The organism is Streptomyces albus subsp. chlorinus (genome assembly GCF_013302895.1).
GTDB classification, from domain to species: domain Bacteria; phylum Actinomycetota; class Actinomycetes; order Streptomycetales; family Streptomycetaceae; genus Streptomyces; species Streptomyces chlorinus.
In genome coordinates this window covers 6220168-6242332 of sequence record NZ_VJOK01000001.1, presented here as the reverse complement: position 1 = coordinate 6242332, position 22165 = coordinate 6220168, and the positions used below count along the sequence as shown (strand labels likewise).

General features: G+C 72.8%; 22 protein-coding genes and 1 tRNA gene. 9 read left to right on the top strand and 14 right to left on the bottom strand.

From position 1 onward, the window contains the following. The first annotated feature begins 146 nt into the window (after positions 1-146). A complete protein-coding gene (locus FM076_RS27085) occupies positions 147-566 on the top strand; it encodes a hypothetical protein (RefSeq protein ID WP_243274648.1) in 420 nt (139 codons plus the stop codon). Positions 567-648: 82 nt separating this feature from the next. Here the strand turns inward: FM076_RS27085 and FM076_RS27080 are convergent, their stop codons facing one another. The 6 genes from FM076_RS27080 to FM076_RS27055 all read right to left on the bottom strand — a co-directional run bounded on the left by FM076_RS27080 (position 649) and on the right by FM076_RS27055 (position 4632). Continuing rightward, positions 649-1263 carry a DUF1266 domain-containing protein gene (locus FM076_RS27080; RefSeq protein ID WP_173873503.1) on the bottom strand — a complete coding sequence of 205 codons (615 nt, stop codon included), beginning with the start codon at positions 1261-1263 and terminating at the stop codon, positions 649-651. 144 nt (positions 1264-1407) lie between these two features. Next, complete coding sequence (locus tag FM076_RS27075; protein ID WP_173873502.1) at positions 1408-1950, bottom strand: DapH/DapD/GlmU-related protein; 543 nt, start codon at positions 1948-1950, stop codon at positions 1408-1410. A gap of 90 nt (positions 1951-2040) precedes the next feature. Further along, positions 2041-3045: a LysR family transcriptional regulator gene (locus FM076_RS27070; RefSeq protein ID WP_173875044.1), complete on the bottom strand. Its 1005-nt coding sequence runs from the start codon at positions 3043-3045 to the stop codon at positions 2041-2043. Positions 3046-3179: 134 nt separating this feature from the next. Next, a complete protein-coding gene (locus tag FM076_RS27065) occupies positions 3180-4028 on the bottom strand; it encodes an SAM-dependent methyltransferase (RefSeq protein WP_173873501.1) in 849 nt (282 codons plus the stop codon). A 134-nt stretch (positions 4029-4162) separates the two neighbouring features. After that, positions 4163-4378 carry a hypothetical protein gene (locus FM076_RS27060; protein ID WP_173873500.1) on the bottom strand — a complete coding sequence of 72 codons (216 nt, stop codon included), beginning with the start codon at positions 4376-4378 and terminating at the stop codon, positions 4163-4165. After that, positions 4375-4632 carry a hypothetical protein gene (locus FM076_RS27055; RefSeq protein ID WP_173873499.1) on the bottom strand — a complete coding sequence of 86 codons (258 nt, stop codon included), beginning with the start codon at positions 4630-4632 and terminating at the stop codon, positions 4375-4377. Before FM076_RS27055 ends, FM076_RS27060 begins: the two co-directional genes overlap by 4 nt. A 118-nt stretch (positions 4633-4750) precedes the next feature. Between FM076_RS27055 and FM076_RS27050 the strand changes: the two genes are divergently transcribed. The 5 genes from FM076_RS27050 to FM076_RS27030 all read left to right on the top strand — a co-directional run bounded on the left by FM076_RS27050 (position 4751) and on the right by FM076_RS27030 (position 9762). Further along, positions 4751-5581, top strand: coding sequence for a helix-turn-helix domain-containing protein (locus FM076_RS27050; protein WP_173873498.1), 831 nt, complete (start codon positions 4751-4753; stop codon positions 5579-5581). Further along, positions 5578-5787: a DUF397 domain-containing protein gene (locus tag FM076_RS27045; RefSeq protein ID WP_173873497.1), complete on the top strand. Its 210-nt coding sequence runs from the start codon at positions 5578-5580 to the stop codon at positions 5785-5787. Before FM076_RS27050 ends, FM076_RS27045 begins: the two co-directional genes overlap by 4 nt. 97 nt (positions 5788-5884) lie before the next feature. Next, complete coding sequence (locus tag FM076_RS27040; RefSeq protein WP_345945253.1) at positions 5885-6778, top strand: helix-turn-helix transcriptional regulator; 894 nt, start codon at positions 5885-5887, stop codon at positions 6776-6778. A gap of 140 nt (positions 6779-6918) precedes the next feature. Then, positions 6919-9453: a polysaccharide lyase family 8 super-sandwich domain-containing protein gene (locus tag FM076_RS27035; protein ID WP_173873496.1), complete on the top strand. Its 2535-nt coding sequence runs from the start codon at positions 6919-6921 to the stop codon at positions 9451-9453. A gap of 132 nt (positions 9454-9585) precedes the next feature. Beyond that, positions 9586-9762 (top strand): hypothetical protein, encoded by a 177-nt coding sequence (locus tag FM076_RS27030; protein ID WP_173873495.1) that lies wholly within the window; start codon positions 9586-9588, stop codon positions 9760-9762. Positions 9763-10025: 263 nt separating this feature from the next. Here the strand turns inward: FM076_RS27030 and FM076_RS27025 are convergent, their stop codons facing one another. From FM076_RS27025 to FM076_RS27010, 4 genes are all read right to left on the bottom strand, one after another. Next, complete coding sequence (locus FM076_RS27025) at positions 10026-11141, bottom strand: hypothetical protein (protein WP_173873494.1); 1116 nt, start codon at positions 11139-11141, stop codon at positions 10026-10028. 155 nt (positions 11142-11296) lie between these two features. Further along, positions 11297-13357 carry a phosphocholine-specific phospholipase C gene (locus FM076_RS27020; RefSeq protein ID WP_173873493.1) on the bottom strand — a complete coding sequence of 687 codons (2061 nt, stop codon included), beginning with the start codon at positions 13355-13357 and terminating at the stop codon, positions 11297-11299. Between the two features lie 369 nt (positions 13358-13726). Beyond that, positions 13727-14200 carry a PGPGW domain-containing protein gene (locus tag FM076_RS27015; protein ID WP_345945252.1) on the bottom strand — a complete coding sequence of 158 codons (474 nt, stop codon included), beginning with the start codon at positions 14198-14200 and terminating at the stop codon, positions 13727-13729. Positions 14201-14290: 90 nt separating this feature from the next. Further along, positions 14291-14659 (bottom strand): ArsR/SmtB family transcription factor, encoded by a 369-nt coding sequence (locus FM076_RS27010; protein WP_173873492.1) that lies wholly within the window; start codon positions 14657-14659, stop codon positions 14291-14293. 95 nt (positions 14660-14754) lie between these two features. Between FM076_RS27010 and FM076_RS27005 the strand changes: the two genes are divergently transcribed. The 3 genes from FM076_RS27005 to FM076_RS26995 all read left to right on the top strand — a co-directional run bounded on the left by FM076_RS27005 (position 14755) and on the right by FM076_RS26995 (position 19383). After that, positions 14755-16953: a heavy metal translocating P-type ATPase gene (locus FM076_RS27005; RefSeq protein WP_173873491.1), complete on the top strand. Its 2199-nt coding sequence runs from the start codon at positions 14755-14757 to the stop codon at positions 16951-16953. 347 nt (positions 16954-17300) lie between these two features. Then, positions 17301-18122, top strand: a complete 822-nt coding sequence (locus FM076_RS27000; RefSeq protein WP_173873490.1) for an alpha/beta fold hydrolase — start codon at positions 17301-17303, stop codon at positions 18120-18122. Between the two features lie 271 nt (positions 18123-18393). Next, positions 18394-19383: an AraC family transcriptional regulator gene (locus tag FM076_RS26995; protein WP_173873489.1), complete on the top strand. Its 990-nt coding sequence runs from the start codon at positions 18394-18396 to the stop codon at positions 19381-19383. A 118-nt stretch (positions 19384-19501) separates the two neighbouring features. Here FM076_RS26995 and FM076_RS26990 read toward each other — a convergent pair whose 3' ends face one another. The 4 genes from FM076_RS26990 to FM076_RS26975 form a co-directional block, all read right to left on the bottom strand. Then, a complete protein-coding gene (locus tag FM076_RS26990; protein ID WP_173873488.1) occupies positions 19502-20611 on the bottom strand; it encodes a hypothetical protein in 1110 nt (369 codons plus the stop codon). Continuing rightward, positions 20608-20850 (bottom strand): hypothetical protein, encoded by a 243-nt coding sequence (locus FM076_RS26985; RefSeq protein WP_173873487.1) that lies wholly within the window; start codon positions 20848-20850, stop codon positions 20608-20610. Before FM076_RS26985 ends, FM076_RS26990 begins: the two co-directional genes overlap by 4 nt. Before the next feature lie 180 nt (positions 20851-21030). Then, positions 21031-21115 (bottom strand) — tRNA-Leu (locus tag FM076_RS26980). A 139-nt stretch (positions 21116-21254) separates the two neighbouring features. Continuing rightward, on the bottom strand, positions 21255-22165 hold a 911-nt coding region (locus tag FM076_RS26975), incomplete at its 5' end, for a sugar phosphate isomerase/epimerase family protein (RefSeq protein ID WP_173873486.1).

Below are 22165 nucleotides of genomic sequence, written 5' to 3'. Positions count from 1 at the left end.
CACCTCCCCCATGCCACGGCCCGGGCGGGCGCCCGCGTGCCCGGCCCGCGCCCGTGCCCGGGCCGCGCCCGTGTCCGCACCCGACCGCGGCCGGGGATTCGGCCGTCCCGCTGACGGGCGCCGGGCGGCTCGCTACGGTGAGCGCCATGGACGACGACAGGGACCTCGACAGAGATCTTCGCGGAGGTCTTGACAGGGATCTCGGCACGGATGTCGACGCAGGCGCCACCGCTGCCGATGCCTGGCCCCTGCCTCCCGCGTGGATGTGGGGGTGCGGGACGTGCAGCGAGCTGTACCGGGCGGTGAAGCGGGCCTGCGCGGTGACCGAGGCGGCGCGGGCCGAGTACGGGCCCACCGTGGACTGCGACCCGTTCGACACCGTGGTCACCACGCAGATCCGGCTGGCCGAGCACCTGGCCCGCCGGCACGCGGCGGAGCTGCCCGAGAAGGACCCCACCTGCGCCAAGTGCACCTCGCCGGAGATGTTCCAGCTCCCCGAACCCTTTGTGCTGGAGCACCGGGCCCGCCACCTGTTCGTGCCGCCGAGCGTGGTCGACCGGCTGTGAGGCGAGGGCGACATGCCCTTGCCCATGCCATACCCGTCGCCGCGTGGCCGCCTGCTCGCCGTCAGCCGTCGGCCGTCAGCCGTCAGCGGGGGCGGTCGGGCCGGGTGATGACCTCCCAGGGCGCCTGGTTCCAGGGGCTCTGGGTGTTGGCCGGGTCCAGGAGCGTGCGCAGGTGGGCGTCGGAGACGGCCTGCGGGGCCGGGAAGTCCGCGTCCCGCGTACTGCGCAGACCGTTCATCCACACCAGCCGCACCAGCAGGTAGTCGTCCGCGAACGCGCGCCACGAGTCGTAGGCCGCGGTGGTCGGCGGGACGGTGGCACGCAGCAGCCGCCAGGCGGTCGGCTCGTCCAGGTAACCCGCGGCGAAGCCCTTGCGGACCACGTCGGTGTAGAGGGCCACGTCCCAGGCGATCGGCTCGATACGGAACCGCTCGGCCAGCGGCGCCCGGTAGCCGTCGGTCAGCAATCCCTCCAGCCTGGAGAGGAGTTCGGCGCGGTCAGCGATCTCCCACTGCTCGCGCAGCCACCGCTGGGCCCGGGCGTCGTCGGCGTACCGGAAGGGGTACAAAGCGGTACGCGACGCCTCCGGGCCGCGGTTGACCGGCGCGCTCAGCGAGACCAGCCACAGCTGATGGGTGGACAGCGGCGGCGAGAGGACGAGCCGGTCGCGACGCCTCCCCCACAGACGATCGAACATGGTGCCGCACTCTACGGTGCGCCCGACGCGACGCCCCGCCCGGCCCCGGGCCGCCCCGGCCCAGGACCGCCCCGCCCCGGCCCAGGACCGCCCCGTCCCGGCCCAGGACCGCCCCGTCCCGCACGCCCGCCGTCGCGGAGGGCGTCACCACCGCCGGTGCACGGTCGCCTTGGTGCCGGTCACCAGGCTGGCCGGCGGGACGTCGTCGGCCACGACCGCGCCCGCGGCGACCACGGAGTCCCGGCCGATGGTGACGCCGGGCAGGATCGTGGCGCCCGCGCCGATCCACACGTTCTCCGCCACGTCGATGGGCGCGCCCGTGAGGTACAGCCGCCGCTCCGCCGGATCGACCGGGTGCCCGCCGGTGATGAACGTGGCCTTCGGGCCGATCATCACGCGCTCGCCGAGCCTGATACCGGCGTAGTCCAAAAACGTGCAGTTCTGGTTGATGAACACCCGCTCGGCGAGGTCGAGGCGGAGGCCGTGGTCGGTGTAGAAGGGCGGATAGATGGTGACCCTCGGCGGCAGCGGCTTGCCGAGGATCTGCTCGAACAGCTCCGCCTTGCCCGCCTCGTCCTCGAAGGGCAGGGCGTTCAGGCGGGACGTCAGCTCGGTGACCCGCAGCACCCGCTCGGCCATGGCCTGGAACTCGGCGCTGTGGATACGCATGAGACGGTCGCTGGGCATGCCGCGATCCTTTCTGGTGTACCGGTGACTGGTTGAGCACCCCTGGTGCCGCAGGCGCCGGTGGCGGCCGCCGCCGGGCAGCCGGCCGGATCACCTGGGGCGGGGCCAAGAACCGCGAGTGGAGGCGGTGCCGCTGTCACCGCTGTCGCCGCCGTCCCGGCGCTGCGGCAGCGTCGCCCAGGACGGGCGCCAGACCGCGCCGCCGAGCCCCGGCAGGGTCCTGAGGTGGGCGAGGAGTCCGCGGAGTCGCGGATGGGGGTTCGCGCGCGGGAGGAGGAGGGAGAGCGGATGCGCCAGGACCGGTTCCACGACGGGGATGCGGCGCAGGTCGTGGCGGGCCGGCCACACGTACCGGTCGCGGGCCCCGACGAGCGTGGCCACGTCCGCGGACTCCGCGAGGGTGTCCAGCAGCACTTCGTCCCCGAAGTGCGGTCCCGCCGCGTCGATGCGCAGGTCGAAGGCGGTGGCGAGCTGGTCGTAGAAATCCGCCCATTCGCTGCCGGGTGCGATGCCCGGCACCCAGATGCGGTGCTTGCGCAGTCGCGGCGGCGTCAGCGTACGCGCGGAGGCGAGCGGATGCCCCGGGCCGACGAGCAGTTCCAGCGGGGAGTCGAACGCGTGGATGAGCCGCACCTCGGGCGGCAGGGCCGCCGGATCGGTGACGGTACGGAACGAGGCGTCCACCTCGCCCGCCTCGACCGCGGCGGCCGCCTCCCGCGGATCGTCGACCCTGAGGGTCACCACGTCCAGCGCGGTCCCCGGACGCGACCGCCAGTACTCGTGCAGGACGACGGCCTGTGCGGTCCGCCGGCCGAGGACGTCGATCCGCAGCGGCCGCGAGCCCGGCCCGACCGCGGCGACGGCGCGCTCGACACCCGCCACGATGCTCCGCGCGTGCGGGAGGAACGCCCGGCCGTCGGGCGTCAGCTCCGCTCCCCGGCCGGTACGTACGAACAGCCGGACCCCCAGCTCGCGCTCCAGCGCGGCGATCCGCTTGGAGACCGCCTGCTGGGTGACCCCCAGCTCGTCGGCCGCGCGCTGGAACCGTCCCAGTTCGACCACCCGCACGAATGATCGCAACGCCTCGCTGTCCACCGGCTCATCGTAGGTGCGCACAACCGCTGGTTGTGACGCGCCGGGGACCGGTTGTGCGGCCACGCGGCGCAGGCGCCGCCGACACCGACGACGCCGACACCGACACCGTCCGGTCTGCTGCGGCTACCCCTCCGCTACCCCTCCGCCCGGTCCGCCGCCTTGATCCCGACGGCGGCCCAGCAGCCGACCTCGGACGGGCTGATCGAGCCCGGGGGCCGGCGCATCCCGTCCTGCTTGTCCTCCATCTCCGGGTGCCACTCGCAGGTGGCCACCACGCCCGGCTCCACCAGTGTCAGCCCGGTGTCGGCGAACAGCTTCCGGATCTCCTCGGCACCGCGCAGCCGCACGGTGATGTCCTGCTGGCCGTAGACCTCAACCACCCTGTGGAGCGTGGGGTCCAGCTCGTCCGTCGCGTGGGAGAGCGCGAGGGCGCTGCCGGGCGGGAGCGCGGCCAGCAGCGTGCGGGCGATGCCGTGCGGATCGTCGTCGTCACCCAGGAAGTGCAGCAGGGCGATGAGGGAGAGGGCGATGGGGCGTGCGAAGTCGAGGGTCTTGCGGGCGCGGTCGAGAATCCGCTCCGGATCGCGCACATCGGCCTCGATGTAGTCGGTGGCCCCCTCGGGGGTGCCCTTCATCAAGGCGCGCGCGTAGGTCAGCACGATCGGGTCGTTGTCGGCGTAGACGACCCGGCAGGCGGGGTCCTCGCGCTGGGCGACCTGGTGCAGATTGGGGGTGCTGGGAATCCCGGTGCCGATGTCCAGGAACTGGGTGATCCCCTGCTCCCGGGCCAGGTACCGCACGGCACGGTGCATGAACTCCCGGTTCTCGCGGGCCGCGACCAGGGCGTTCGGGTACACGGCCAGCGTCTGCCCGGCGACCTGCCGGTCCGGGCCGTAATTGGTCTTGCCCCCGAGGTAGTAGTCGTACATCCGGGCCGTGTGGGGCTTGGTTCCCACCGGCTTCTCGGGCATCTGGTGGCTCATGGTCGGCGGCTCCTGGCTGGTACGCATCGGTCGGGGACACACGAACGAGTGGCGGTCAACCAGTGTTCTACACGGTCGAGTTGAGATCCAGGCACCCCCCGTGGTCGCCGGGGCACCCGTGCGCCCCGGCGACCTCACAGCCCCCACCGGTGGTTCGCCGTGGCCACCTTCACCGACAGCACCTCGGCGCAGGTGGCGGCACGCAGGTCGGCCGGGTCCGCCGTCCACGCGGGCCCGCCGGGGCGTACGAGCCGCACGGCGCCGTCCTCGGCCACGGAGTGGACGACGCCCGCCGTCCGCCGCGCGACGTCGGCCGCGACGTCCCCCGGCTGCCACGTCGTACGGTTCAACGCGCCTGACCGCCCAGCGCCCCGCCCAGCACCTCCGCCAGCCGCTCGGCCGTCTCCAGCCTGCAACCGCCCAGTTCGATCAGGGGTTCCCGCCGCCCCGCACCCACGCACGAGGCGAGGTCCACCCGCAGGGAGGGCAGCACGATCCCTGCCCCGGCCAGCGCTGTTCGCAGCCGCTCGCACACCTCGTCCGCTTCGCGGAGCTTGCCGAGTGTCGCAGCCGCGCGACGGGAATCTGGACGGGAATCTGCCATGGGACAGCGCCTTTCTCCTGGGGCTTTCACGTTCCGTGGTCCCATCGTGGCGCTCCGGACATAGTCCGGGGAGAGCCCTGACTGTGCACCTGCGCTTGTCAAGAGGCGGAGAAGGAAGATGGCGGCAGAGAACGACATCGGTGACCTCCGGGCCGACCCCAGGGTGTCGACACTGGCCTATTTCGGCACCGAGTTGCGCCTTGTGCGCGAAGAGGCCGGACTGAGCCAGTCCGGCTTGGGGCGGCACACGTTCTACGCCCCCTCGTACATCTCGCGTGTCGAGTCCGCGAATCGGGTGCCGAGCAAGAAGTTCGCCCAGCGTTGTGACACCGCGTTGGTCACGGGCGGCAGATTCGAACGCCTATGGCCGCTTGTGATCGAGCACGCCTACCCCGAATGGTTCACCTCGTTCGTGCATCTGGAAGAGGAGGCCACGGAGGTGTGGAACTACCAGAACTGCGTGGTTCCCGGGCTTTTGCAGACGGAGGAATACGCGCGAGCCATGTTTCTCGGCGGCCCCTTGCCGGACTTCCAGAAGCATGTGACCGCTCGCCTTTCCCGCCAGCAGGTGTTGGAGCGGAAATCCCCACCGCACTACTGGGCCGGCCTCAATGAAGCTGTACTTCACCGCCCCCTCGGCGGCCGGGATGTCATGCGCAGGCAGCTCGAACACTTGCTGGCATGCGCTGACAATCCGAACGTCATCATCCAGGTGCTTCCCTTCGACGCCGGCGCCCCTGCCGGGCTCAGCGGGGACTTCTGCGGCCTCCGACTCGATACTGGCCCAGAAGCCGTCTACGAGGACGGAATCGTGAGGGGCACCGTTCTGTTCGAGCCGGACGACGTCCGGTTCGCCCGGCGCGCGTACGACCTGTTGATGGCGCACGCCCTCTCCCCCAACGCTTCCCTCGACATGATCGCTGCAAGAGCAAAGGAACTCGTCTCATGACCCGCGCGACCAGTCTGCCCGTCTCGGCATGGCGCAAGAGCAGCTACAGCGGCCAAGGCGGTGGCAACTGCCTGGAGGTCGCCGACGGCTGCCCCGGCCCCCACGTCCCCGTCCGCGACTCCAAGAACCCCGAGGGCCCAGCCCTGCTCATCCCGCACGGCGCGTGGTGCGCCTTCGTCTCGCAGGTGCGTCAGGGCACGCTCTGACCCCTCGTACCCCCGGGCCCCCGTCGCCAGGCACCATGTTCCAGCGGCCGCCGGGGCCGGTGGTACGGGTGACAGAACGCAAGGCGGAGGTGGCGGCGTGTCCAGCGGGTCGGAAGTGTGCTCCCGTTCGCTGCGGCGGATGACGGACCTGGCGATCGCCGCGCTGCACGAGCGGGACCCCGAGCGGTTGAGCGGGCTGATCCACGACGAGTTGCTCCAGGTCCTCGGCGGTGATCTCGGGGTGCACAAGGCGGGTGACTGGGACGAGACCGCCGGGTGGCTCCGGGTCCGGGCCATGGGCGGGACCCGGTTGTGGGAGGTGGACGAGGAGAGCCTCCGCGTCATCCGGCGGGGCTATCCCTTCGCGGGCCGCTACGGCGCGTCGAAGGACCGCACACCGGCGGCGGCGCGGCAGATCGTCGGCGTCCGGGGATGGGAGCGCAGCGAGACGGCCCGGCACACGCGCCGGGCACTGGGTGCCCGTGACGTCCTGGGAATCCCGCTGCCCACGCCCGCGCCGGTGGTGCGGGGGTATCTCGTCTACCGGACGGACGCGGACTTCAGCAGCCGTGACGCGGCGCGGGCACGGCAGGTGCAGCCGCTGCTGTCCGGCTTGGACAGCCATTTCGACCTGCTGTGCCGCTGGCGGGCGCTGAACCGGGCGCGGACGGCGGAGCCCCGGGCCGGCGGGGGCGCCGGTACCGCCGGCGGCGAAGACAGCGGCGAAGGCCCAGGTGGCCGGCCCGACACCGCCGCCGCGCGTGCCGCCGAGCGCGCGGCGGACCTTCGGCTGACGCCTCGGGAGATCACGGTCCTCACGCTGCTCGGTGAGGCGCTGCCCGCCGCCGCCATCGGGCGCCGTCTCGGCATCTCGGTGCGGACCGTGCACAAGCACGTGGAGAGCCTCTACCGGAAGCTGGGCACCAACGACCGGCTGGCCACCGTGCTGCGGGCCCAGCGGGAGGGGCTGCTGCCGCCCGGCCGGCGGTGAGAGCGGACGGCGGGCGGGCCCGCCGGCAGGTCCAGGCCCCGCGCGCGTCCTGAGGGGGATCGCGCGCGGCTCCTTGCCGGGTGGACGTCCCGGTGTTTGACTGCGCCACGTCGGTCCGGCTTCCGGGGGGAGCGAGCCCCATGGAGATCACGCGCAGACATGTCCTGTCCCTCCTGTCCGCCGCCGGTCTGGCAGCGGTGATCCCCTCCGGCGCGGTGGCCGCCACCGCCCGCGAAGGAGGCGGCGTCGAACGGCTGCTCGCCAACGCGGCCGGGCTCTTCGCCGGGACCGCCGAGTCCAACGCGCGCCCGGAGACGGCCCCCAAGCTGGCGGCCATGGCCAGGGCCGCCGACGCCCATCTGGCGAAGATGGACGCGGCGGGCGAGGGCGAACTGTTCGCGGGGCTGCCCCTGGGCGGCAGCGACGCGAACCTGGGCGCGTCCTTCCGGATGCTGTACGAGATCGCCGCCGCCGCGTGCGCGCCGGGGCGCGGGAGCGGAGGCGCCGCCGCCCGGCGCCGCGTCACCGACGGTCTGGCGCTCCTCCATGAGCGCTACTACGGCGACCAGTCGAAGGGCTACTACGGCAACTGGTTCACCTGGGAGATCGGCATCTCCACCAGCCTGACGGCCACACTGGTCCTGCTCGCGGACGAACTGGGCGCGCAGCGACCGGAGCTGACCCGGGCCTGCGTCGCGTCCATGGACGCCTATCTGCGCAACGGCAAGAACGGCGACGTGGATCTCGACTCCCGGTTCCACACGGGGGCCAACCTCGCCGACATCACCACCAACCGCATCCTCCAGGGCGCTCTCCTGCGCGACGAGGCGCGTATCCGCAAGGCGCTGGAGGACCAGCTCACCGTCTACGCCACGATCGACCCGTACCACCTGCGGCACGGCGTCACCGACGGGCACTACGCGGACGGTTCGTTCCTCCAGCACGCCTCCGTCGCCTACACCGGGTCGTACGGGAAGGCGCTGCTCGCGCGGGCCGTGCAGACACTGGCGTTCCTCGACGGCACCGGCTACGCGGACACCGGGGCCCTGGTGCCGGTCATCGACCGCTGGGTGAGCGACGGTTTCGCGCCCGTCCTCTTCGAGGGCTGGATGATGGAGATCGTCAAGGGCCGGGCCGTCTCGCGCACGGGCGGCGGATACGCGGACGGTGCCGCCGTCGCGGAAGCCGTCACCGATCTGGCGGCGTACGCGGACGGGGAGCGGGCCGCCGCGCTGCGGGGCTACGTCAAACACCTGGCGACCTCCTCGGCCGCGCCGCCCGACCCGGCCCGGTTCGGCTCACCGCTGACGGTGGTGCGCTACGCGGCGCTGATGGACGACGTATCGGTGCCCGCCCGGGACCTGAATCCGGCGGCACGCTGCACCGCGTTCAACGCCATGGACCGGACGGTGCACCGGCGGCCGGGCTTCGCGTTCGCGCTCGCGCGCAGCTCCGAGCGGATCAGCAAGTACGAGTACATGAGCGGCGAGAACCTGATGCCCTGGTTCCAGGGCGACGGCGCCCACTACCTCTACCTGTCCGGCCAGGACCAGGCACAGGCGTTCGGCGCCGACTACTTCACGACCGTCTCCCCGTACGGCCTGGCCGGGGTCACCGCACCCGTCGAACAGCGCCGCACCGTCCCCGAGCTGTACGGGAAGCCCTACTACGACAACCCCGGCCACCCGCTCCACTTCACCCCCTCGTCGGAGTCGCAGAACACCTACGTGTACTTCCCGCGCGGTACCGCCCGCCACTCCGGCGGCGCCGTGCTGGACGCCTACGGTGCCGTCGGCATGGTGCAGTCCGACGATGTCGCCTACGCCCGGCGCGCGCGGCTGCCCGAGGACTTCGCGGTGTACCGGAACGCGACGGCGACCAAGTCCTGGTTCCTGCTGGACGAGGAGATCGTGGTGCTGGCGGCCGGGGTGGGCGACCGGGGCGGCCGTGCGGTGACGACGACGGTGGACGCCCGCGCCGCCGATCCCGACGACACCATCGAGATCACCGGGGAACGCGCCGGGGGCGGCGACTGGTCCGGCAGCGGCACGGCACGCCTGCGCCGGCTGCGGTACGCCGACCGGACCCGGGGCACCTCGGTGGGGTACGTCTTCCTGGACGAGGACCCGTACCCGGTCACCGTCGGCCTGGAGACCGTCACCCGCAGCCGCCGCGTCGTCCGCACGGCGAACCCCGACACCGCCGCCACTCGCCGCCTCTTCCACGTCACGCACCGCCAGGAGGCGGGCTCCGCGCCGCGCTCGTTCGCCTACGCACTCGTCCCGCACGCATCCGAGCGCGTCCTGCGCGCCTACCGCACCCGGGAACCCCTCGCCGTCCTGGCCAACACCGTCCGCCTGCAAGCCCTCCGGCACACCGGTCTGGGCCTGCTCGCCGTCAACGCCTTCGGGCGCGGCCGGCACACGGTCGCGGGCCTCGGGATCGATGGTCCCGCCTCGGTCCTCGTGCGCCACGGCCGGGGCGGCGGCGTCACCGTCGCCGCCTCCGACCCCACCATGCGCCGCGACACCCTCACCCTCCTGCTGCGCGGGCGCCGCCTGCGCCGCGCCACGGCCGACGCGGGCGTCGAGGTCCGCCCCGCCCCCGGCGGCACGCTCCTCCGCGTCCGGACACGGCACGCTTACGGACGCACCTTCACCGTCACCCTCCGGTGACGCCGGCGGTCCCGCCCGCTCCGGCGGAAGCGGCGGAAACCTCCGCGCCGCACGAGACACGCGCTCCCGGCTGGGTACCCGGCGGGGAGGACAGGCACGGCCGTGCAGCGCCGTCTCCGAGAGGAGATCACGATGACTGACCAGACCCCCCTCCCCTCGCAGGCCGAGGGCGAGCGCGACGACGAGGTGTGGGAGGTCCGCCGCGGAGCGCCCCCCGAACGCCGCAAGCCGGAACAGCACCCCGACTGCCCCCGCACCACCCCCTCCCAGGCGGAGGGCGAACGGGACGAGGAACCCGGCAAGAGCTGACGGCACGGACCTGACCGGCCCGCGCCGACGAGGCGGTCCGCACCGGCGGGCGGTCCGCACGGCGTGCGCTCACTGCGGGAGGGGCGGGTTCCTTTCGCCTTCCGAGGAGTCTGGGCTGCTGGTGCGGTACCCCTCCGAAGAAGCTGGGACGCGGTGGCGGGCCGGTCCGCTGCGGGTTGCTGCGGGATGCAGCGGGCTGCGCTGGCAGGCTTGTGTGTACGCGCCCCGCGACGCGGCCTGTCGTCGTGGGCCCTCCGCGCGGATCAGCGCGACCGGCGGCGGGGCGGGGACGGGCGGTCCTCTGTGCGCTGTCCCGCGTCGGCCTCGGCGTCCTGGAGGCGGGTCCGCGCCGTCTCGGCCTCGCGTTCGGCACGGCGCAGCCGGGTGGTGGCCTCGCGGACGGCGGTCCGCGCCTCCCGGCGGCCGTCCTTGGCCTGCCGGAGGCGTTCTTCCAGCTCTGCGACATGCTCCTCGGACCGGTGCTGCCGTTCTTCGGCGCGGGCCGCCTCGCTCCTGGCCTCGTCGCGCTCCTTCTCACCGGCGCGCAGCGCACGCTCAGCCTCGCGCACCCGCGCGCGAGCCCGCTCCCGCTGCTCCCGTTCCTGCCGTCCCCGTTCCCGTTGCTTCCGCTCCCGCTCTTCCCGCTCGCCCCGGTCTCGGCGCTCCCGCTGCTCGCGCTGCCGTTCCGGCACCGGCTCCTCCCCCGGCCGGTGCCCCTTCCCCGGGCGCGGTTTCTTCTCCGGGCGCGGCTCCTTCCCCGGGCGCGGCTCCTTCTCCGGCGGGGCGGAGGCGGGGGTGGCCGTCGGGGCGGGGGTTCCGGTGCCGAAGCCGACCGGTGCGGCCAGGGGACGGGCCAGCCGCCCCGCCGCCCACTCCTTCCCGGCGTCCGGGTCGGCCAGCGCGGCATGGAGCGTCTCGGCCACCTCGCGCTGCGCGGCGTCGCTGACACGCTGCCCCTCCTCGGCCGCCAGCCGCGTGGCCTGCCGGGCCAGCTGCGCGGTGACGTGGTGCTGCCGCGCGGACAGCTCCCGCAGCTGCGCGCCGTCCAGGTCGCGGTGGGCCCGGCGCAGCGCCTCGCCGAGTTCCAGGAGCAGACGGGCCTCGTCCGGTTGCCGCCGGACCAGGAGATTGCTGGCCCAGGCCGCCAGGGTGGGGCGGCGCAGCCGGTGGATCCGCCCGGCCAGTTCCCGCTGCCCGGCCGCGCGCGCCTCCCGGGCCCGACGGTCGCGGGCCGCGGTGAAATCGCCGGGCGGCAACCCGTACAGCTCGTCGGCGACAGCGTCCAGCTCCACCCGTCCTCCCGCCTGGCGGTGTGCGTCCGCGCCCCGCACCCGTACCCCGGCCCGGCGGGCCGCCTCCCCGGCCGCCAGGAGATGCACCCGCCAGGGCTAGTCGCAGCCATCAACGAGTGGCTGTGACCAGCACTTTCACAACAGACCCCAGGGGCCGTCCCCCGACGGAGGGCGGGTGCGGTGCTGCGTGACCGGACCGGCCCCAGGGATGACGGGGGCCGGTCCGTACCAGCGGAACGGGGTCAGGCCGTGCGGATGGCCGGATCGCTGACGCCCTCGGCTCCCGTCTCCACATGGCCCGCCAGGCGGCGGTGCCAGGAGGAGTCGGTGTCGGCGGAGACCGTCAGGTCGTACCAGCGCTTGCCGCGGCGCAGGCCGACCGTCCGCACGACACGGCCGCCCGCCTTCACCTTGTGGGTCTCCGCGGCCCCGCCATAGGCGTTGGTCACCTTCAGCACGCAGTCGCTCTTGCCGGTGTTGGTCAGGGTCAGCTCGATGTCGCCGCTGTCCGCGAGGTGGCGGGCACTCACCTCGGGGCCCGCTGTTCTACCGCGGCCCCTGAAGGTGCGCAGGAAGCCGTTCGGGCCGTGCACCGTCAGATCGTAGGAGCCGCCGGAGTAGGCGGTGTTCCAGGTGTCCGACAGCTCCTTGCCGGCCTCGGTGGTGTACGACCAGGGGCCGTCCGCGCGGTTGGCGGAGGTGACCAGGAAGAAGGCACCGGCGTGCGGGCCGCCGCTGAAGGAGAGGGTGAACTTCCCCTCGTCCGCCTTCGCCGCCCCGTCCGCCTTCGGGGCGTAGCGCAGCGGGCGGGTGCGGCGGGAGCCCGCCTCCTGCTTGGGCAGCACCGGTTCGGCGGGCGGCTTGGGCACATAGCTGTCGTGCCGCTCGTGGTCCGGCGGCTCGTAGGCGTCCGTGCCGGGCAGGGAGGCGGGCTCGGTGTCCTTGAGGCTGAAGTCGAACGCCGAGGTCAGATCGCCGCAGATGGCGCGCCGCCAGGGCGAGATGTGCGGCTCGTGGACGCCGAAGCGGCGCTCCATGAAGCGCAGGATCGAGGTGTGGTCGAAGAGTTCGGAGCACACGTAGCCGCCGGTGCTCCACGGGGAGACGACCAGCATGGGCACCCGCTGCCCCAGCCCGTAGGGGCCCGGCTCGTAGCCCTTCACGCCGCCCTTGTAGAGGTCCAGCCCGGTGGGGACGGTGGAGCGGCCCTGCGCGGCGGAGGCCGGCGGATAGGGCGGTACGACGTGGTCGAAGTAGCCGTCGTTCTCGTCGTAGGTGATGAACAGTGCCGTCTTCGCCCACACCTCGGGGTTGGAGGTGAGGGCGTCCAGCACCTGGGAGATGTACCAGGCGCCGTAGTTGGCGGGGAAGTTGGGGTGTTCGGTGAACGCCTCGGGGGCGGCGATCCAGGAGATCTGCGGGAGCTTCCCCGCCTTGACGTCGGCGCGGAGGATGTCGAAGAAGCCGTCGCCCTTCTTGGCGTCGGTGCCGGTGCGGGCCTTGTCGTAGAGGGGGTCACCGGGCCGGGCGTTCTGGTAGCGGGTGAACCACAGCAGCGAGTTGTCGCCGTAGTTGCCCCGGTAGGCGTCCTCGATCCAGCCCCAGCCGCCGTCCTTGTCGAGGCCGTCGCCGACGTCCTGGTAGATCTTCCAGGAGATCCCCGCCTCCTCCAGCCGCTCCGGGTAGGTCGTCCAGCCGTACCCGGCCTCCTCGTTGCCGAGGACGGGGCCGCCGCCCTTGCCGTCGTTGCCGGAGTGGCCCGTCCACATGTAGTAGCGGTTGGGGTCGGTGGCCCCGATCATCGAGCAGTGGTAGGCGTCGCAGAGGGTGAAGGCGTCGGCGAGGGCGTAGTGGAAGGGGATGTCCTCGCGGGTCAGATACGCCATGGTGCCGGGGCCCTTGGCCGGTATCCACTGGTCGTACCTGCCCCCGTTCCATGCCTGGTGCCCGCCCGCCCAGTCGTGGTTGAGACCGGCGATGAACCGCATACCCAGGTTGTCGGCGTCCGGGCGGTAGGGGAGCACGTCCTTGGAGCCGTCGGACTGGTGCCAGACCGTCTTGGTGCCCGCCGGTGCCATCGGCCGCGGGTCGCCGAAGCCGCGAACGCCGCGCAGGGAGCCGAAGTAGTGGTCGAAGGACCGGTTCTCCTGCATCAGGACGACGATGTGCTCGACGTCCTGGAGGGTGCCGGAGCGGCGGGCCGCAGGGATGGCGGCGGCGCGCTCGATGCTGCTGGACAGGGCAGTGAAGCCCGCGGTGGCACCGGCGATCTGGAGGAACCTGCGGCGGTTGAGTTCTGGCATGTGTCCGCTGACCTCACAAGGGTGGGGGATGATCGAGGTCCTGCGAGTCTGTCAAGGACACCCGGCCCCCGGGAAGACCACCTGTATGAACAAGTTCACAACAACTGGAGACGGAACGAGGTGCGCGTCACCGCCCTGCCCGCACACACGCACCCGTCAGCGCTCCCGCTCGGCGCCCGTCCGACCCTCCGCCGGCGCTCGGTCAGCGGTCTGCCGACGCTTCGTCAGCGCTCGGAGGTGACGGGTGCGGGCCACAGTCCGATCAGGGCGTCGACGACCCCGCTCCCCTCCCCCGTACCCGCGGAGGACGGCGCGCACCAGGCCGGCAGCTGAGCGGAGCCCCCCTATCCGATCCGGTGGAGCCGGAGGTCACTTTCCGGCCCGTCGGGCGGCCACGCGCCGGTGGCTCCACACCAGGAGGCCGGCCAGGAGGAAGGCGGCGAGGATCAGGCCGGAGCCGGCGCTCCAGCCGCTGAACGGGAGCTGGGGAACCGTGCCCCACGCCACGCCCGCCGCCAGCAGGCCGAGCACGGCGAGCACGGAACCGGCCAGCCGCAGCGGGGAGGAGACGCTCTCCTCCGCCGCCTGGAGGGCGCGGGCCCGCACCGGGACCACGTACCGGTTCAGCCCGGGGAACTCGCGGGCGAGGACGACCAGCCCGGCGAAGACGAGGAGCAGACCGGGTCCGGGCAGCACGAGCAGCACCAGCCCCACGAGCACCAGCAGCCCTCCGGCCACCAGTGTTCCGACGCGCTTCACATGCCTGCCGGTCGCCATACCGCTCCCTCCGCCGCCGCGCACCGCGCCGGGCGCACCGGCCCGGGCCGCCAGGGGACTGCTCACCGGGAGCCTATCGAGCTGACGCCCCGTCACCGCGGCACGGCGTACCGGCGGGCCCGCCCGTGTTGCGCCCCCCGCCCGTGTTGCGGCCGGTCACTCCCCGGCGGCCGGGGTGTCGGGCAGGCCCAGGCGCCGGTGCTCGACGTGGTAGAGGGCCTGGTCGAGCAGCTCGGCGACGTGGTTGTCGTGCAGCGAGTAGACCACCGAGCGCCCCTTGCGGGTGCCGACCACCAGGCCGAGATTGCGCAGCAGCCGCAGCTGGTGGGAGCAGGCGGACTGCTCCATGCCGACCTCCGCGGCGAGTTCGGTGGCCGCCAGCGGGCCCTCGCGCAGCCGGGCGAGGATCAGCAGCCGGGAGGGGGTGGAGAGGGCCTGGAGGGTGGTGGCCACCTGCTGTGCGGTCTGCGCGGTGAGACGCGTGCGCGGCGTCGCCGTCGTCGGGGGGTTCGCTCCGTGGCCCATGCGGCCAGTCTACGGAGGCCCACTAATGAATAGCTGTTCATGCATTCCTGTATGGTGGTGGGAGGACCGCAACCTCCGCGAAGGGCTGCCCTCGTATGGCCTCCGTGCTCTCCCCCGACGCCCCGCGTCCCGAGACCCCCGCACCCGACGCACCCCGGGCCGCGCCGCCCGGCCGCACCCGGGTGTTCGCCGTACCCGAGGCCCGCTGGGCCCTGGCGGCGCTGGCCACCTTCCTGCTCGCGCTCCCGGCCTACCTGCTCGGCGCGCCCGGCTGGCTCTGGGGACCGCTGTTCGCCCTGACATACGCCACCGGGGGCTGGGAGCCCGGCTGGGAGGGGCTGCGCGCGCTGCGGGAGCGGACGCTGGACGTCGACCTGCTGATGGTGGTCGCCGCCCTGGGCGCGGCGGCGATCGGCCAGGTCCTCGACGGCGCGCTGCTCATCGTCATCTTCGCGACCTCGGGCGCGCTGGAGGCGATCGCCACCGCGCGCACCGCCGACTCCGTACGCGGGCTGCTCGACCTGGCCCCCGCCACCGCGACCCGGCTCACCGCGGACGGCCGCGAGGAGGTGGTGGCCACCGGCCGGCTGGCCGTCGGCGACACGCTGCTGGTGCGGCCCGGCGAGCACATCGGCGCCGACGGGCGGGTGCTCGGCGGGGTCAGCGAGGTCGACCAGGCCACCATCACCGGCGAACCGCTGCCGGTCACCAAGCAGACCGGCGACGAGGTCTTCGCCGGTACCCTCAACGGCGCCGGCGCGCTGCGCGTCGAGGTGCGGCGGGACCCGTCGGACTCCGTGCTGGCCCGCATCGTGGCGATGGTCGAGGAGGCCTCGCGGACCAAGGCGCCGACGCAGCTGTTCATCGAGAAGGTGGAACAGCGCTACAGCCTCGCCATGGTGGCCGCGACGGTGGCCCTGTTCACCGTCCCGCTGCTGTGGGGCGCCGCCCTCCAGCCGACGCTGCTGCGGGCGATGACCTTCATGATCGTCGCCTCGCCCTGCGCGGTCGTCCTGGCCACCATGCCGCCGCTGCTCTCGGCGATCGCCAACGCCGGACGCCACGGCGTACTGGTGAAGTCCGCCGTGGTGATGGAACGGCTGGCGCAGGCGGACACCATCGCGATGGACAAGACCGGCACCCTCACCGAGGGCACCCCGCGGGTCACCGAGGTGTGCCCGCTACCCGCGTCCGTACCCGGGTCCGGGTCCGGGTCCGGGTACGGGTACGGGTACGGCGAGGAGACGGTGCTCCGGCTGGCAGCCGCCGCCGAACACCCCAGCGAGCACCCCCTCGCGCGGGCCGTCGTCGACGCCGCCCGCGACCGCGGCCTGACCCTGCCGACGGCGGTCGGCTTCACCTCCTCACCCGGCACCGGGGTCACCGCCACCGTGGAGGGCCGCACGGTCCGCGTCGGCAGCCCGGCCCGCCTGACCGGCGACGGCAGCACCTCCTCGGACGGCAACACCCCTTCGGGCGGCAACACCCCACCGGACGGAAACGCCGCACCGGACAGGAACGCCGCACCGGACGGGATCACCTCCCCGCACGGAAGCGCCTCCCCGTACGAGAGCACCTCCCCGCACGGGAGCACCTCCCCTCGCGAGAACACCTCCCCGCACAGCGCTCTCTCACCGGCGCGGGCCGCGGCCGCGCGGCTGGAGGCGGCGGGGAGCACCGCCGTCCTCGTCCTCGTGGACGGCGCCCCGGCAGGGATCCTCGGCATCGCCGACCGCCTGCGCCCGGACGCCGCGGCGGCCGTCACCAGCCTCACCGCCCTGGCCGGACGCCCGCCCGTGCTGCTGACCGGCGACAACGCGCGCGCCGCTGACCGCCTCGCCGGCGAGGTCGGCATCACCGATGTCAGGGCCGGGCTGCTGCCCCAGGACAAGGTCGCGGCCGTCGGGGAGCTGGGACGCGCCGGCGGCCGGGTCCTGGTGGTCGGCGACGGCGTCAACGACGCGCCCGCGCTCGCCGCCGCCCACGCCGGGGTGGCCATGGGCGGCACCGGCTCGGACCTCGCCCTGGAGAGCGCCGACGCCGTCGTCGTCCGGGACGAACTCGCGGCGATCCCCCGCCTCCTGCGCCTGTCCCGCCGCGCCCGCCGCCTGGTGGTCCAGAACCTGGTCATCGCCGGCGTCTTCATCGCCGGCCTCGTCGTCTGGGACCTGGCCGGCACTCTCCCGCTGCCTCTCGGCGTCGCGGGCCACGAGGGCTCCACCGTCCTCGTCGGCCTCAACGGCCTGCGCCTCCTCGCGGACCGGGCCTGGAACGCGGGCGCGGAGGACGGGTGAGGGCGGCGGCGCAGTGCCGGTGCCGCTCCTCGGCGGGCGCGTTATCCGGCCACGCGCCGCGCTCCCCGGCTAGCCCGCTCCCCGCACCGTGAGTAGCGTCCTGGGTCCCAGGCGTCACCTGCCGTGCCTGACCGTGGAGTTGCCACGGGGGTAGGACATCACGCCAGGCAGGCGCGGTCGTGCCTGGGGCTGTCACGCAGCCGGGATCGGGGGACCCGGCGTCGTGCGGCGAGGCCCCGAGCCGGTACTCCGGCTCGGGGCCCTGCTTGTTCGTTCCGTTCCGCTGTCCGTCCCCGTCCGTCCCCCCGCACCGCGTCCCGTCATGTGCCGCACCGCCAGGAGGATCCGTGCCCTACGCGACCGTCAACCGCATCGAGCTGTTCTACGAGGACCGGGGAGCGGGACAGCCGCTGATCCTGCTGCACGGCTGGGGCACGTGCGGTTCGGTGTGGAGCGCGCAGGTCGAGGAGTTCGCCCGGGACCACCGGGTCGTCACGCCCGACTGGCGCGGGTGCGGACGCTCCGGACGGCCTGCGGACGACAGCACGATCGCGCAGCTGGCGGACGACGTGCTGGGGCTGGCGGCCACGCTGAAGCTGGACGACCCGGTGCTGGTGGGCTGTTCGGCCGGGGCCGCGATCGTCCTGGAGGCGGCCAGGCGCAAGCCCGCGACCGTCCGCGCGGTGGTCGCCGTCGACGGCCCCGGGTACTGGCCCGCGGAGCGGAAGGCGGAACGTCTCGTCGAACTGCGGAAGGCGCTGCGCACCGACCGGGAGGAAACGGTACGGCAGTGGGTCGTCGACTGGTACGGGCCGCTGGCCGACCCGTCGCTGCTGGAGTGGACGGCCCGGCAGATCCTCGGCTCCTCGGACCGCATCGACGAGATCCTCACCGACGCGGTGCGCAACAACCCCCGGCACACCATCGAGGAGCTGACCGTGCCCGCGGTCTTCATCCACGGCGAACTCGACGCGGAGATCCCCGTGGAGGTGTCCGAGACCCTCGCGGAGCTGGCCCCGAACGGCGAGGTCCACATCATGGAGGAGTCCGGCCACATGCCGCACGTGGAGCAGCCCGCGGAGTTCAACGCGCTGCTGCGGTCCGTGCTCCGGCGTCTCACCGGACCCGGGACCGCGTCCGGGACCGGCCCCGCAGGCGCGGAGGGCTGACGCCCGGGGAGGCGGAGCGCACCAACGGACGCATCAACAGGGCCCCGAGCCGGAGGAACCGGCTCGGGGCCCTGCCAGTATCGCGCTGGGGTCCCCCGATCCCCAGGCGCGGTACGGCTCCAGGATGGCCGATAGTGGCCTGTGCGAACTCCGCGCCATCGGGCGGAGTTTGACTCCTGGGAATCAGAACGTTACTCACTGCGGTAGGGGCGAGCTAGCCGCGTTACGCGGTGCCTGGCCGAAAAACGCGACGGTGAGTGAGGAAGCTCTGATGAACGCGCCCGCTGCCGAGGACAGCCGGATGCGGACGCTCGTCCGCAGCGACGATCTGGACGAGACGCGCGAGATGATCAGCACGGCGTACAGCCCGTACGAGCTGCGCGCCTTGAGCAGACCGCAGGACTTCACCGCGTGGTACGCGGAGGGGAGCTTTCCCGGAGTCACCCTGTCCGCGCTGAGCTACGGCACGGAGACGCTGGTGGCGCCCGAGCCGCTCACGACGTACCTGCTGGTCTGCCAGGTCCACAAGGGCAGGGTCCGGGTCGAGTCGCCCGGGCGCGAGGAGCAGTACGTGGACGTCGGGGACACCTACGTCCTCGACCCGCACCGCAGGTTCAAGGTCTTCTGGAGCCCCGGCGCCCGTATGACGACGCTCAGACTCTCGCGGGAGGTGGTCGACCGGGCGGCGGGCGAGGCGCTGGGGCGCGAGGAGCCGGTACGGGCACGGTTCGCGCTGGGCGGCGCGGTGTCCCCGGCGGCGGCGGAGAGCTGGTCGGGGATCTCCGCGGCAGTGCACCGGGAAGTGATGTCCGGAGGCGTGGCCCACGCCAATCCACTGGTGGCGGCACAGCTCACCCAGGCCGCCGCCGCGACCCTGATGGCGACGCACCGCCTGCTGCCCGACTCCGAGCCGGCACGGCACATCGGGAACGTGGCACACCCCGCCGTCCGCAGGGCCATCCAGCTCATCGAGGAACGCAGCGACCAGCCGCTGAGCCTCTCCGACCTCGCCGTGGCGGCCCGGCTCAGCCCCCGCGCCCTGCAGGAGGCGTTCCGCCGGTACGTCGGCTGTACACCGCTGGCCTACCTCCGCCAGGTCCGCCTGGAGCGCGCCCACCGCGACCTGCTGGCCGCCGACGCCGACGGGCCGGTCACCGTCGCGGAGATCGCCTTCCGCTGGGGCTTCTCCAACCTGGGCCGCTTCGCACACTGGTACCGCCAGCGCTACGGCCACGCACCGTCTGTCACCCTGCGCACGTGAACGGCGGACCGCGGCCCCCGGCCCCGGTCATCCCGTGGTCGGTGCACTCGCCCCGTGATGTCGCTCGCGCCTGCGGCTGCCTGCTCCTGTGCCGCGGGGGCGCCGTCCCCTCTCCGGATCACGACCGGGGGGTGGGGCTGGGCATGGTCGTCGGCAGCGGAGTGTCCGGCGCGCCCGGGCGCGGGACCGGCGGCGCGGGTACGGGGTCCGTCCGCCAGGGATGCCGGGGCAGGACGGCGTCAAGGAATTCCTGGTTCCGGCTGGCCCAGACCGCCATCTCGTCCCCGAACCCCGGCGGGTCCCAGTTCCCTGCTTTTTCTCTCTCGCGAAGGTTCTTCTCCCACTTCTCCAGGTCGTATCCCTGGTACAGCTGGGTGAGCATCGGCACGTTGTAGCGGATGCTGTAGGGCCGGGGCCCTTTCCAGCCGTCCTCCGCCGCTTTGGAGAACGCCCCCATGATCGCGGCGATGTACCGAATGGACCCCTCGTCGCTCTTGAGCAGCAATTCCCGTTCCCGGACGGATCTGCGGGGGAGGTAGCCCCGCTTCTCGATCTGGTTGACGAGGGGGAAATTGGCGTGCACCTTGCCCGGCCCGAACGACGCGTTCGGCAGCTTGTTGCTGAATCCCCAGCCGGCAGCCAGATCGTCGGGGGGCTCCCTCACGTTCAGCATGGCTTCCCAGGAAATGGCGGCAGCGATCGACTGAGGAGAGACGTTCCATTTCCGGGCTTCCTCGATGATGGTGACCCGGTGCGCCTCCAGCCAGCTGAGGACCGCGTCCTCCTCGGGGGAGAAGGGAGTGCCGTCCGGACGCAGCCGCCCGGGCCGGGGCAGGACGGTTGCCTCCCGGAGCTCGAAGGAGAGCTTCACCGGCTCGACGGGCGGCGAGCCCGGCACGGGCATCGGAACCTTGCCCGACAGAGTGTCGGGCAAGGTCCAGTAGGTGCCCTGGACCGTGCACAACCGTGCACCACCCCCCTGCCGCTGCATCGCGTGCACCAGGCTCTGGCGCCTCCGCAATTCCGTCACCTGGCCGCGGACCCGTTCGGCGATGGCGCGTATCCGCTGGGCGGGTGCGGAGTCGACACGCATTCTGACCAACTCGGTCCACAGGTCATCGGCGCACTGTTCGAGGACTGATGCGGCACGGGTGTGCGCGTTCACCAAGTCGTCGAAGGCGGGCATCTTGGCACCGGAGAAATGGGGGCTTCCCACCGGATGGGTCATGGCCGGGGAATCGTCGCGAGTTTCGCCTCGGCGTCCCGGACCGCCTTGGACAATTGGGCCCACAACTCGCGCTGGTCGGCCCGGATGACCTCGTGGAAGCGCCGGGCGACCGGCCCGACCCAGGCGTCGTCGTCCATGGTGCGGCAGGACGCGTCCAAGGCGTGCCAGCAGTCGTCCGAGAGGCGTTGGATGAACTCCGCCCTTCGCTTCGCCTCTTCGAAAGTGCCGTTGTCGGTCATGTGCGCCCCCCCTGTTCACTTCCTGCTCCGCAGGCTAGGCCGGGTGCGACCGGGCGTCGTCCACCACTGGTTCGATACGCGCCTCAACTTTGGCGGTAGGCGGGCGGGTGGGACAGCGAAAGGGCCGTGACGAGGGAGTCACGGCCCGAAAGCAGATGTGCATGGTACGCCTACGATGTGTGTCCGAGGGGGGACTCGAACCCCCACGCCCGATAAAGGGCACTAGCACCTCAAGCTAGCGCGTCTACCATTCCGCCACCCGGACCGGGCTGTGCCACGGAGCCGGGCTGCCGTGGCGACGCCCGTAACGATACCAAGGGTTGGGAGTGCTTCTCACCTGGGTTTGCTGATGGATTGCCCGGAAATGCCCTTTTTGTACCGGCATACGGACGTGCCGGTGGCGGCTACCTCTTGCCGCGCAGGTAGGCGGCCGAGCGGCGGGCCGAGGTGAGGGAGCCGGCCGGGTTGGCGGCCGGGTCCACGGCGTCGTCGCGCTCCATCAGCCAGTGGTGGTCGGCACGGCCCCGGTGCCGCTTGAGGACGGTGCCGAGGAAGCGCTCGTAGTCGATGTCGCCGTCACCGACGTCGACCATGCGGTAGCCGTCGGGCGATGCCTCGTCGTGTTCGCCGTCCTTGACGTGGAAGAGGGGGTAGCGGTGCGGGGCCGCCAGGACGTAGTCGACCGGGTCGAAGGGGGCCGGGGTGCCGTCGGGGCGGACGCTGAAGCGGTGCTTGCCGGCGAACGCCCAGTAGATGTCCATCTCCAGATAGACCAGTTCGGGGTCGGTCTCGGCCAGCAGGACGTCGTAGAGGCGCACGTCGGGCCTGTCCTCGGCGAAGCCGAACTCCATCTGGTGGTTGTGCTGGTAGAACTTCAGCCCGCGGGCACGGGCCGCCGCGCCGTAGGTGTTGAAGTCCTCGGACGCCCGCTTCCAGGCGTCCACGGTGCGGCCGTAGCGGTCCGGGCTCGCGGCCGTGCCCACGTGCGGGAGTCCGAGCGCGGCGGCGTCGTCGACGACCTTCTCCAGCTGGGTGGCGAAGGTGTAGGCGTCCGGATCGCCTGACCAGTAGCCGACGTGGCTGCCGATGCCGCGCAGCCCGTGCTCCCGCAGCAGGCGCCTGAGCTGCCGCAGGGTGAGGTCACCGGTGCCCTGGGTGTAGCCGGCGAACTCCACGGAGTCGTAGCCGTAGCGCTCCAGCTCCTTGAAGACGGTGGCGAAGCCCAGCTTCTGGATCTGGTCGCGGACGGTGTAGAGCTGGATACCGAGCCTGCCGCGCGGAACGAGCGGGCGGCAGCCGGGGCGGCCGTCCGCGC